Here is an 11,155-nt window from a genome sequence, read left to right as displayed (position 1 = left end):
CTGATGCTGTTCGACGTGAACCCGTCGCTCGCCGCCGGCGGGACGGCCCAGCTCGTCTTGCGCTTCGAGCGCGGCCAGACGCGCACCCTCGATGCTCGGATCGTCGATGCCGGCGGAGAGCATGAAGACCACTGACCGGCCGCTCACACCGGCCGAGCGCAAGATCGTCGCCGCGGTCTTCGGCGAAGCGATCGATCCCGCGCCGGTCCGCATCTATCGCCGCAAATGGTGGCCCTTCCAGCCGCGTAACATGTTGATGGCGCCCTGCGGCCACCTCCATGTCCCGGCGAAGAGCGATCTGTGGAGCGACGATTACAGCGCCGAGGACATCAAGCTCCAGGGCCTGTTCGTCCATGAGATGACCCACATCTGGCAGGCACAAGCCAAAGGCCGCTTCTATCTGCCGCTGATGCGTCACCCTTTCTGCCGTTACAAATATGAGCTGGAGCCCGGCCGCCCGTTCAACTGGTACGGGATCGAGCAGCAGGCCGAGATCGTTCGCCACATTTTCATTCAGCGCATGGGCTGGACCGACTTCGGCGCGCCGCCGCTTGGCAAGCTCGAAAGCCTGCTTCCTTTCGGCCCGCGAGATGCTAGCCTTGGCCCGACCAAGAGGGACATGGCATGACCGAAGCGGCGCTCGATTCCTTCCGGCCGTCCACATGGGGCTGGCTGCGCGGCACGATGGCGGGATGGGGCACGATCCTGCTCGGCCTCGCCGGCGTGGCGGGGACGATCCTCGCCTCCGCCGGCACATTGCCGCTGCCCGGCTTCGAATGGGCGCCGCTGGTGCTGCTCGTCGCGGCGGTGGTGATCGTGATCGTCAAATGGATCCAGAACCTCGCCGCCAGCTACGAGCTGACCGAGGAGCGGCTGATCGTCCGGCGCGGGATCATCATGAAGAGCATCGACGAGATCGAGCTCTACCGGGTGAAGGACGTCCGCATCGATTTCTCGATCGTCAACCAGCTCGCCGGCATCGGCAGGATCTCGATCACCTCCAGCGACGAGACGACGCGGACAACGGGAGAGCTGGTCCTCCACGACATCGAGCGCGCGCGCGAGCGGCGCGAGCAGCTCCGCCGCCTCGTCGACACCGCCCGCCAGAAGCGCCGGGTGCGCGAGATCGACATGGTCCATGAGGACATCTAGCTACGGATTGAGGTCCGGCTCTTCGTCCAGCTCGCCGTAAAGCTCGTCAAGGTCATTGTCCTCCAGCAGACGCAGCAAGGCATCGAAGCCGGGAATCACGAAATAGCCCTGCTGGAAGGCGTCGGAGCGGTAGCGGGTGCGGAGCACGCGCCGCAGATCGAACAAGCGGCGGCGGGGCTCCGGGCTGTCCAGCGCGAAACGGCTCTCACCGAAGCTCGACAGCAGGCCGGCGCCATAGATGCGTGGGGCGCCATCCTCCAGCGCCAGGCCGAACTCGACGCTGTACCAGTAGAGCCGCGCCAGCCGGTGCAGCGCCCCGGCCTTCATCGCCGCGAGCCCGGCCGCGCCCATCGCCTGCATGAAATCCGCCACCGCCGGCTGGGCGAGCAGCGGCACATGGCCGAACACGTCGTGGAACACGTCCGGCTGCTCGATATAGTCGAGGCTATCCGCGGCGCGGATGAAATTGCCGGCCGGAAAGCGGCGCCGGCTCAGATGGGCGAAGAACACCTCGTTCGGGACGAGCCCGGGCACCGAGACGATCGTCCAGCCGGTCCGCGCGAACAGCCGCTCGTTCAATTCGTCGAAATCGGGAATGCCGGGCCGCGACAGGCGCAGCACGTCGAGCCCCTGGAAGAACTCCCGCACGGCGCGGCCCTGCAGCGCCGCGCTCTGGCGGGCGAAGAGAGTGTCCCAGACGGCGTGCTCGGCTGGCATGAACCGTTCCCAGTTCTGCGGGATGGTCCAGTCGGCATTTCTGGGGGCGATAAGGTCTCGGGTGAGCATAAGGTCTCCAAATGCGAAAACCCCGCCCGGATGATCCGGACGGGGTGTGATCTGTCGAAATCTCGGCTGTTAAGCGCGCGTCAGATCGGTCCCGCCCGGGCGAGCCGATAATAATAGACGGAGGCGATCATCCAGCGCATCGTCATCCCGCTCGCCCTAATCGGGCCGCCCTGTCAAGAGCCTGAACGGCGCAGGCGCCGTGCGAGCGCCTCCTCGATCGCCCGATAGGCACTGCGCCCGCGCGGCGGGTCGGCGCCGTTGCCGGTCGCGTAATAGGCGATGCCGACGCCCCGCACGGGATCGATCCAGACCCCGGACCGCAGGCTGTAGGCGTCCCCGGCATGGCCCAGCATCGCGCGACCGCCGCCGAACAGATCGTCATTGCAGCCGGCGGCGGAAACCGTCAGGAGCTGAACGGCGAGGCCATAGGCACAGTAGAATCCCTGGTCGGTTTCGCCGTTCGCGCCATTGAAGGTCCAAAGCGGCATCGCCATCGCCTCGATGCTCGCTTCGCTCAGAATGCGCTCGCCTTCATGCCGGCCGCGATTGATCAGCAGCCGGCCGATCGTCGCGAGATCGCGCACCGAGATGCGCATCCCGCCCTGCGGCGAGAAGAGCGCGCCATTGTCGCCCAGCCGATAGGCGGAAAGATCGCACGCCGAGCCCTCTGGCGCGAACACCGGGCAGGCCGGCCGCCGACCCCCGAGATCGTCGCGAACCACCGCCCCGTTCTCGTCATAGAGCACCGCCACGCGCGCCATCGCCGCGTCGGAGCAGGTCGTCCAGTTCATGCAGGCGTCGAGGCCGAGCGGCCGGAAAACCAGCCGCGCCATCAGCGCATCGAGCCGCTCGCCCGTCGCGCGCTCCATGATCGAGCCGACCAGCGGAAAATTCAGATTGGCGTAGCGGAAGAAGGTGCCCGGCGCGTGCCCGGCGTCGAACGAAGCCGGCCGGTCTGCCATCTCGCGTAAGGTTCGGCCGAGCGGAACGACGTAATTGTCGCCCTCATCGCGGACGCTGGACGTATGCGACAGCAGCATCCGAAGCGTGATCGGCCGATCCGGAAAGGCCGGGTTGCGCAGCGTCCAGCCGAGATAGCCCGACACGTCCCGGTCGAGGTCGAGCCGTTCCTGCTCAACCAGCCGCATCACGCCGAGCGCGACGGCGAGCTTGGTGACCGAAGCGATCCGCGCCGGATCGTCGATCGTCAGCGCCCGCCCCCGCGCCCGATCCGCCAGCCCGCTCGCGCCGCTGGCCGTCAGGCCGCGCGCATCGAACGTCGCCCAGGCATAAGCGACGCCAGCCGGTTGGACAAAACGCGGGGTCGCGCAGCCGGCGAGCAGGAGCAGAATCGGCAAGAGAGCGCGAACCACGCCGGCATCGTCATTCCCGCAGCCGCCGGAATCCAGCTTTTTCTGATGTCAGGGCTTCTTCGCCACCCCGACGAGGGCAGGCCGCAGCAGCCGTTCCTTGATCGTGTAGCCGGCCTGCATCTCCTGGACGATCGTGCCGGGCTCGGCCTCGTCGGACGGCACCTCGATCATCGCCTGGTGGAAATGCGGATCGAGCTTCGCGCCCATCGCTTCGATGCGGGCGATGCCGTGGCGCTGGAAGACATTCTCCAGCTCGCGCCCCGTCGCCTCGATGCCGGTCACGAGCGCCTTCATCCGCTCGTCCTCGCGCAGGTCGGCGGGAATCGCGGCCAGCGCCCGCTCCAGATTGTCCTTCACGCTCAGCATGTCGCGGGCGAAGCCCGACGCCGCATATTGGGCCGCGTTGAGCTTTTCCTGCTCCAGCCGGCGGCGGACATTCTGGGTCTCGGCCTGGGCGTAGAGGACGGTCTGGCGGACCTCCTCCAGCTCGCGCTCCAGCTCGGCGACGGCGTCGGCGGTGCTGCCCTCGTCTGGTGCCTCGGCGCTGTCTTCAACCTTCGCTTCGTCGTCATTCATGCCATCAGTCTCGACAATGTTTTCGCGGTGAAGTCCACCATGGGAACCACCCGCGCATAGTTCAACCGGGTCGGCCCGATAACCCCGACCACGCCGACCAGCTTGCCGTCGGCGCCGCGATAGGGCGCCGCGATCACCGACGAGCCGGACAGAGCGAACAAAGCGTTCTCGGCTCCGATGAATATCTTCATCGCCTCGCCGTGGCGCGCCTGATCGAGCAGCCGGGCGATCTCCTCCTTGCCCTCCAGCTCGTCGAGCAGGCGGCGGACCCGGTCGAGATCGGCGGCCCGCTCGTCGATCAGATTCGCGTGGCCGCGGACGATCAGCACCGGTCGCCGCTGCCCGTCGCGCGACCACAAAGCGAGGCCGCGCGCGACCAGCTCCCGCGCCGCGTCGTCCAGCGCCGCTTCGCCGGCGACAATCTCCTCGGCGAGTCGCGCCTGCGCCTCGCGCAAGGTCAGGCCGGAAAGCCGCGCCGAGACATAATTGCCGACCTCGGCGAGCGTCGCCGGCGTCACCCCCTCCGGCACGTCGACCACCCGGTTCTCGACGCTGCCGTCGCTGCCGACCAGCACCGCCACCGCCTGGCGGGGGGAGAGCGGCGCGAAGGCGAGCTGGCGGATCGCCGGCTCCGCCTTCGGCACCAGCACGATGCCGGCGCAGGCCGAAAGGCCGGACAAAGCCGCGGTGGCGTTGCTGATCGCCTCCTCGATCGGCCCGCCGGCCTGCGCCTGCGCCTCGATCGCCGCCCGCTCCTCGGCGCGGGGCTCGGCAACCTGCATGATGCCGTCGACGAAGAGACGAAGGCCGCTTTCGGTCGGCACCCTGCCTGCGGACGTGTGCGGCGCCGCCAGCAGCCCGGCCACCTCCAGATCGTGCATCACGCCGCGGATCGACGCCGGCGAGAGGTTCAGCACCGGCAGCCGCGCCAAGGTCTTGGAGCCGACCGGCTGGCCGCTCTCCAGATAGGCCTCGACGACCATCCGGAAGATATCGCGCGCGCGGTCCGAGAGTTCGCCGATGCCGGTGCTCATGGATGGCATGTAATCAGCGCCGCCGCGCCGTCCAGAGCAGGATCAGTCCGCCCAAAGCGAGCAGCCCGCCGCGCCACGACCAGTCGGTGACGCCGATCATGAAGCTGTCCGCCGGCCAGCGGATGATCCCCAGCCCCTGCCCGGCGAAAAGCAGCCCGCAGAGCAGCTTGAGCACGCCGAGCGCGGTGAGCATCATCCGCATGTCCGCCTCCTCCGGGCTGGCGCCGCCGTGGCACGGCGGCTAAGGCCCGGCCCGACCCAAGTTTTCGGAGTGCAAGAGATTATGCGCCCTTCGGGCCGCGCGCCAGACCAGATGCGCGTCATCACCATGGAAGCCGGCTTCACCCGCCATGCCGAGGGGAGCTGCCTCATCTCCTTCGGCGACACGCGGGTGCTCTGCACCGCCTCGGTCGAGACCAGCCTGCCGGGCTGGCTGCGCGGCAAGGAGCGGGGCTGGGTGACGGCCGAATATGGCATGCTGCCGCGCGCCACCCACACGCGCGGCCGGCGCGAGGCCGCCGGCGGCAAGCAATCCGGCCGGACGCAGGAGATCCAGCGGCTGATCGGCCGCTCGTTGCGCGCCGTCACCGACCTGGAGATGCTCGGCGAGCGGCAGATCACGCTCGATTGCGACGTCATCCAGGCCGACGGCGGCACCCGGACGGCGGCGATCTCCGGCGCCTGGGTCGCGCTCCGCATCGCGGTCGACGGCCTGCTCGAGAAGAAGCTCATCGAGGCCGACCCGATCCGCCGGAAGGTCGCCGCAATAAGCTGCGGCATTCACGGCGGCCAGGCGGTGCTCGACCTGGATTATGCCGAGGACAGCGCGGCCGGCTGCGACGGCAATTTCGTCCTCACCGACGAGGGCAAGCTGATCGAGACCCAGATCACCGCCGAGGGCGAGTGCTTCGACGAGGAAGACCTCCTGCGCCTGCTCCGCCTCGCCAGGATCGGCTGCGCCGAAATCTTCGCGGCCCAAGACAAGGCAACCGGCCGGTGACGCACCGGCTCGGCCCCGGCAAGCTGGTCATCGCCAGCCATAATGAAGGCAAGGTGCGCGAGATTCGCGACCTGCTCGGCCCCTATGGCATCGAGCCCGTCTCCGCCGCCGAGCTGGACCTGCCCGAGCCGGACGAGATCGGCACGACCTTCATCGACAATGCTGACCTCAAGGCGCGCGCCGCCGCCGACCTCTCTGGCCTGCCCGCGCTCGCCGACGACAGCGGCCTGTGCATCGATGCGCTCGGCGACCGGCCGGGCATTTTCTCCGCTCGCTGGGCGCTGGCCGATCCGCGCGTGCCGCCCGAGGCCGGCCCAGGCGAGATCGAAGGCGCGCGGGACTTCAACCGCGCCATGCGCCGCGTGCAAACCGAGTTGGAAGCGCTGGACGAGGACGCCGGCCGCAACGCCCATTTCATCTGCGCCCTCGCTTTGTGCTGGCCCGACGGCCATTGCGAATGGTTCGAAGGCCGGGTGGACGGCACCCTCGCCTTCCCGCCGCGTGGGCGGCACGGCTTCGGCTACGATCCGATCTTCGTCCCCAATGGCGAGACCCAAACCTTCGGCGAGATGGACCCGGCCAAAAAGCATGCGATGAGCCACCGCGCCGATGCGTTCCGCAAGCTGGTGGCGGCGCTTTTCTAACGCCCGCTCCCGCTTGCGGGAGAGGGTTGGGGTGAGGGTCTGACGCAGGAGCAATGTCGTTGCCGCAGCAATTTGCCACCGACACTTCGCCCCCACCCTGCCCTCTCCCGCAAGCGGGAGAGGGTAAGTTGGCCCTCTACATCCACTGGCCGTTCTGCGTTTCGAAATGCCCTTATTGCGATTTCAACAGCCATGTCCGCGAGGCCGTGGACCAGGCCGCATGGCGCGAGGCGCTGCTCGCCGACCTCGCACATGAAGCCGCCTTGCTCCCCGGCCGCCGGCTGACGTCGATCTTCTTCGGCGGCGGCACGCCCTCGCTGATACCGCCCGCCACGGTCGCAAGCCTGATCGACGCCGCCGCATTCCACTGGACCTTCGCGCCCGATATCGAGATCACGCTGGAGGCCAACCCCTCCTCGGTCGAGGCGGCGCGCTTCGCCGATCTCGCCCGCGCCGGGGTCAACCGCGTTTCGCTCGGCGTCCAGTCGCTCGACAATGCCGCACTCAAATTCCTCGGCCGCGCGCATGACGCGGACGAAGCCCTGATGGCGCTCGGCACCGCCCAGTCCGTCTTCGCACGTGTCAGCTTCGACCTGATCTACGCCTTGCCAGGCCAGAGCGAAGCGGCGTGGCAAGCCGAGCTCGGCGAGGCCCTGTCCTTCGGCACCGACCATCTGTCGCTCTACCAGCTCACCATCGAGCCCGGCACGCGTTTCGCGGCGATGACGGCGCGCGGAGATCTCGTTCCGGCCGATCCCGATTTTGCCGCCACACTTTACGAGCTGACCCAGGAAATGACCTCCGCCGCCGGCCTGCCCGCCTACGAAATCTCCAACCATGCCCGTCCGGGCCAGGAGAGCCGACATAACCTGACCTACTGGCGCTACGGCGCTTATGCCGGTGTCGGCCCCGGCGCGCACGGCCGACGCGGCGGCTTGGCGACACTACGTCACAAGAAGCCGGAAAACTGGCTCATTGCCCTCGCCCGCAACGGCCACGGCATCGCCGAAGAGACGCCGGTCGCCACCCCAGCTCGGGGCACCGAAGCGCTCCTCATGGGCCTGCGACTGCACGAAGGCATCGACCTCGATCGCATCGCGGCCCTTGCCGGCAGAGAAGCGGTGGATCGCGCCAAAGTGGACGGGCTCGTCACGCGGGGCTTGCTGAGCATCGAGGGAAACCGTCTCGCCGCAACGCCGGCCGGCATGCTCGTCCTCGACGGCATCCTCGTCGAGATCGCCGCCTGATCTAGTCGAAGCCGCGCGGCGCCGGCGAGGCGACGGTGGTGCCGGTGGCACCGACCTCGCGCACCTCCAGCGCCCGCTCCGCCGTCCCGTCGCGCCGCAGCCGGAACACGCCGTCGACGCCGGCGAAGCCGGTCGATTCGGTCAGCTCGCGCGCCGGGAAGCGCCGTCCGACCGGCCAGTTGGCCGCGATCCTCACCGCGAGCAGCACCGCGTCATAGCCGAGGCTCGCCAGCCGGAACGGATTCGCATTGTAGCGCGCCCGGTAGCGGGTGCGGAACGCGCCGAAATTCGCGTCGGTCGGCGCCGCGAACCAGCCGCCGCGCAGACCGACATTGGCGGCGAGATCGCCTTCGGTCGCCCACAATTCGGTGCCGAGCAGGCGCGGCGGCGGCGAGACGCCACGCACCGCCGGGACCAAAGCGGCGGTGCCCTGCGCCCCATCGGCGATCAGCACCGCGTCCGCCCGGCCGTGGCCGTTCAGCCGGCCGGCCGCGGCGCGCATGTCGGCCGGCGTTCGCGAATAGCTTTCCATTCCGACCATGCTACCCTGCGCGCCTTCGACCGCGGCGGTGAACGCCTGGCCGGCGCGCTGGCCGTAGGTGCCGGTCGGCACCAGCGCCCCGAAGCGCCGCATGCCCCGCGACGCGGCGAAGGCGACGACCCGGTTGATCGACTGGCCGGGACTCAGGCCCAGCACGAAAACGCCATCGCCGCCGACGCTGCTGTCGTTCGAGAAGGACAGGACCGGCACACCCGCCGAGCGGGCGATCGGCGCGACGGCGCGGACGTCCTCGGCGAGCAGCGGCCCGAGGAACAGCGCATTGCCGTCCTCCAGCGCCTCGTTCGCTGCCGCCGCCGCGCCGCGCGCGGTGTCGTAGCCGGTGATCCGGATGCGCTGGCCGCCGGTGTCGAGCAGAGCGAGGTTGGCGGCGTTGAGCAGCGACTGGCCGAGCGCCGCGTTCGGACCCGACAGCGGCACCAGCACCGCGACCCGGTTGCGGGTCTCGTCGGCCGGCAGCCGGCCGATCGGCCGGGTCGGCTGGACCTCCTCCTGCGGGGGCGGAGGCGGCGTCACGGTGCGGGTGCGCGGCACGCAGCCTGCGATCACCATCGCCATAAGCGCGAGCGCGAGCAGCCGCATCAGCTCCCCTGGAGACAGCCAGCGCGCTTGCGGGCGAAGGGAAAGCGATGCCATGACCAAATCCTCATGAGCGACAAACTAGCGCCCGGCCTCTACATCGTCGCGACGCCGATCGGCAATCTTTCCGACCTGTCTCCGCGCGCCGCCGCGACGCTGGCCGGCGTAGACCTGATCGCGGTCGAGGACAGCCGGGTGACGGCCAAGCTGCTCCGCCATATCGGCGTGAAGCGGCCGATGGCGCCTTATCACGATCACAATGCCGATGCGGTCCGCCCCGGCCTGATCGCGCGCATGGCGAGCGAAGCGGTGGCGCTTGTCTCCGACGCGGGCACGCCGCTCATCTCCGATCCCGGCTACAAACTGGTCCGCGGCGCCCGCGCCGCCGGCATTGCCGTCACAACCATCCCCGGCCCTTGCGCCGCCATCGCCGCCCTCACCCTCGCCGGCCTGCCGACCGACCGCTTCGCGTTCCTGGGCTTCCTGCCCACCAAGGCCAAGGCGCGCGAGACGGCGATCGCGGAGGCGGCAACGTTTCGCGGCAGCCTCGTCTTCTATGAAAGCGGCCCGCGCCTCGCCGCAACCCTCGCCGCGCTGAAGGCCGGGCTTGGCGATCGCGAGGCGGCGGTGGCGCGCGAGATCAGCAAGCGGTTCGAAGAGACCGTCACCGGCAGCCTCGCAGAGCTCGTCGCGCGCTATGCCGATGCGCAGCCTAAAGGCGAGATCGTCATCGTCGTCGGCCCGCCGTCCGAAGCCGGTCCCGCGGCCGGGACAGATGTCGATGCGGCTCTGGCCGAAGCGCTCACTCGCCTGCCCCCCGCCAAAGCGGCGGGCGAAGTCGCCAAGCGACTCGGCGCCGACCGCAAGGCGCTTTATGTTCGCGCCATGGAGATGAAGGGGTGAGGGATCGTCGCGCCGCCGAAGCGAGCGGCCGAACCGGCGAGACCCGGGCGGCGCTGTACCTGCGCGCCAAGGGCTGGTCGATCCTCGACCGGCGCGTCCGCACGCCTGCCGGCGAGGTGGATCTCGTCGCCCGCCGCGGCAGGCTCGTCGCCTTCGTCGAGGTGAAGGCCCGCAAGAGCGCCGCCGAGCTGGATTTCGCGATCGACGAATATCGCCTGAGCCGCGTCGCAGCGGCGGCCGAGATATTGACGCCCCGCTATATGCGCGAGGGCGACGACGTCCGCATCGACGTCATCCTCATCGCCCCGCGCTGCTGGCCGCGGCATATCGAGAACGCTTGGATGGGAGCCCATTGATGATCACCGTTTGGGGCGAAGGCAGAGGGTTCAGGGTGATCTGGCTGCTGGAGGAGATGGGGCTGTCCTATCGGGTTCGAGAGGTCGACATGCTCGCCGGTGTCGAGAACGACCGGGAGTTCATGGCGATCAATCCGGGCGGCTTCATTCCGGCGATCCAGGACGGGGACGTGACGATGGTCGAATCGATCGCGATCCTGGAATATCTGATGGCACGCCATGGGCCGACGCCGTTCGCACCCGATCCGGACAGCCCCGACTTCCCCGCCTATCAGCAATTCCTGCATCTCGGCGAAGCCGGGCTCGCGGCACCGGCAAATTTCGTGATGTTGGGGCCGTTGCTGGCACCCGAACGAGTCCACCCCGATTGGACCGCCGTCCAGGCGCTGGAGGTGTTTGAGCGCAGACGGAAGCTGGTTTCCCGCCAACTCGCCCGCTCGCCCTATCTGGCCGGCGAGCGCTTCACCGCGGCGGACATTTCGGTGACCTACGCCTTGCAGTTCGCGCACCGCACCAGGGTGGCCACGCTCGACGAGGCGGAGCGGGCCTATGTGGCCCGCACCGCGGGGCGCGACGGCTATCGGCGCGCCATGGACAGCTGCCCCGGCACCAAGGCATGGGCGGCGGAGGCGGATAAACGCTGAGGCCCGATCGCACCGTGCCCTCGACGTGCTGCCCAACCATCCCTAAATCGCCCGCACCCGCAAGGAAGGTCGCCGCCTCATGCCGCTCAGCGTCGCGGTCCAGATGGACCCGCTCGATTCGATCAATATCGAGGGCGATTCCACCTTCGCGATCATGCTGGGCGCGCAGGCGCGGGGACATCGGCTGTTCCACTATGCCGCCGAGGATCTGAATTACGCGGACAGCCGGGTCTGGACGAAGGCGCACCCCGTCACCGTCCGGCGCGTCGCCGGCGATCATTATCGCTTCGGCGATCCCGTCC

Annotated in this window: 14 protein-coding genes and 1 pseudogene; 9 read left to right on the top strand and 6 right to left on the bottom strand. The window is 69.0% G+C overall.

Annotated elements, in window-relative coordinates; genetic code table 11:
- The first annotated feature begins 121 nt into the window (after positions 1–121).
- Together ACT4N3_RS11085 and ACT4N3_RS11080 are read left to right on the top strand one after the other, a co-directional pair.
- Positions 122–628: a vgr related protein gene (locus tag ACT4N3_RS11085; RefSeq protein ID WP_444855283.1), complete on the top strand. Its 507-nt coding sequence runs from the start codon at positions 122–124 to the stop codon at positions 626–628.
- Entirely contained in the window at positions 625–1,152 is a 528-nt protein-coding gene (locus tag ACT4N3_RS11080; protein ID WP_444855282.1) for a PH domain-containing protein, read from the top strand. The genes ACT4N3_RS11085 and ACT4N3_RS11080 overlap by 4 nt, the downstream gene beginning before the upstream one ends.
- On the opposite strand, the gene phhA is transcribed toward ACT4N3_RS11080, so the two are convergent.
- From phhA to ACT4N3_RS11055, 5 genes are all read right to left on the bottom strand, one after another.
- Complete coding sequence (gene phhA / locus ACT4N3_RS11075) at positions 1,153–1,938, bottom strand: phenylalanine 4-monooxygenase (RefSeq protein ID WP_444855281.1); 786 nt, start codon at positions 1,936–1,938, stop codon at positions 1,153–1,155.
- Positions 1,939–2,111: 173 nt separating this feature from the next.
- The gene (locus tag ACT4N3_RS11070; protein ID WP_444855280.1) at positions 2,112–3,311 is read right to left on the bottom strand and encodes a serine hydrolase domain-containing protein; all 1,200 of its coding nucleotides are present in this window, start codon (positions 3,309–3,311) and stop codon (positions 2,112–2,114) included.
- Between the two features lie 48 nt (positions 3,312–3,359).
- Positions 3,360–3,887, bottom strand: coding sequence for a nucleotide exchange factor GrpE (gene grpE, locus ACT4N3_RS11065; RefSeq protein WP_444855279.1), 528 nt, complete (start codon positions 3,885–3,887; stop codon positions 3,360–3,362).
- Positions 3,884–4,921, bottom strand: a complete 1,038-nt coding sequence (hrcA, locus tag ACT4N3_RS11060; RefSeq protein ID WP_444855278.1) for a heat-inducible transcriptional repressor HrcA — start codon at positions 4,919–4,921, stop codon at positions 3,884–3,886. Before hrcA ends, grpE begins: the two co-directional genes overlap by 4 nt.
- Before the next feature lie 13 nt (positions 4,922–4,934).
- The gene (locus ACT4N3_RS11055) at positions 4,935–5,123 is read right to left on the bottom strand and encodes a hypothetical protein (RefSeq protein WP_444855277.1); all 189 of its coding nucleotides are present in this window, start codon (positions 5,121–5,123) and stop codon (positions 4,935–4,937) included.
- 81 nt (positions 5,124–5,204) lie between these two features.
- Here ACT4N3_RS11055 and rph point away from each other — a divergent pair, with 81 nt between their 5' ends.
- The 3 genes from rph to hemW are packed head-to-tail and all read left to right on the top strand — an operon-like array spanning position 5,205 to position 7,812.
- The gene (gene rph, locus ACT4N3_RS11050) at positions 5,205–5,921 is read left to right on the top strand and encodes a ribonuclease PH (RefSeq protein ID WP_444855276.1); all 717 of its coding nucleotides are present in this window, start codon (positions 5,205–5,207) and stop codon (positions 5,919–5,921) included.
- Positions 5,918–6,565 carry an RdgB/HAM1 family non-canonical purine NTP pyrophosphatase gene (gene rdgB / locus ACT4N3_RS11045; protein WP_444855275.1) on the top strand — a complete coding sequence of 216 codons (648 nt, stop codon included), beginning with the start codon at positions 5,918–5,920 and terminating at the stop codon, positions 6,563–6,565. Before rph ends, rdgB begins: the two co-directional genes overlap by 4 nt.
- Positions 6,566–6,618: 53 nt before the next feature.
- On the top strand, positions 6,619–7,812 hold the full coding sequence (hemW, locus tag ACT4N3_RS11040) for a radical SAM family heme chaperone HemW (RefSeq protein ID WP_444855274.1): 1,194 nt from the start codon (positions 6,619–6,621) through the stop codon (positions 7,810–7,812).
- A gap of 1 nt (position 7,813) precedes the next feature.
- Here hemW and ACT4N3_RS11035 read toward each other — a convergent pair whose 3' ends face one another.
- Positions 7,814–9,007, bottom strand: coding sequence for a penicillin-binding protein activator (locus tag ACT4N3_RS11035; RefSeq protein WP_444855273.1), 1,194 nt, complete (start codon positions 9,005–9,007; stop codon positions 7,814–7,816).
- Positions 9,008–9,019: 12 nt separating this feature from the next.
- On the opposite strand from ACT4N3_RS11035, the gene rsmI reads away from it, so the two are divergent.
- From rsmI to ACT4N3_RS11015, 4 genes and pseudogenes are all read left to right on the top strand, one after another.
- Entirely contained in the window at positions 9,020–9,853 is an 834-nt protein-coding gene (gene rsmI, locus ACT4N3_RS11030) for a 16S rRNA (cytidine(1402)-2'-O)-methyltransferase (protein WP_444855272.1), read from the top strand.
- Positions 9,850–10,209, top strand: coding sequence for a YraN family protein (locus ACT4N3_RS11025; protein WP_444855271.1), 360 nt, complete (start codon positions 9,850–9,852; stop codon positions 10,207–10,209). Before rsmI ends, ACT4N3_RS11025 begins: the two co-directional genes overlap by 4 nt.
- Positions 10,209–10,853 (top strand): glutathione S-transferase family protein, encoded by a 645-nt coding sequence (locus ACT4N3_RS11020; protein ID WP_444855270.1) that lies wholly within the window; start codon positions 10,209–10,211, stop codon positions 10,851–10,853. Before ACT4N3_RS11025 ends, ACT4N3_RS11020 begins: the two co-directional genes overlap by 1 nt.
- 79 nt (positions 10,854–10,932) lie before the next feature.
- Positions 10,933–11,155, top strand: a pseudogene (locus tag ACT4N3_RS11015) (glutathione synthase); the annotation flags it as partial.

The sequence above is a fragment of the Sphingosinicella sp. genome (genome assembly GCF_052388015.1).
In the GTDB taxonomy this organism is placed as follows: Bacteria; Pseudomonadota; Alphaproteobacteria; order Sphingomonadales; family Sphingomonadaceae; genus Allosphingosinicella.
The sequence above is the reverse complement of the archived record's forward strand: the minus strand, read 5'-3'. Positions and strand labels throughout refer to the sequence as shown.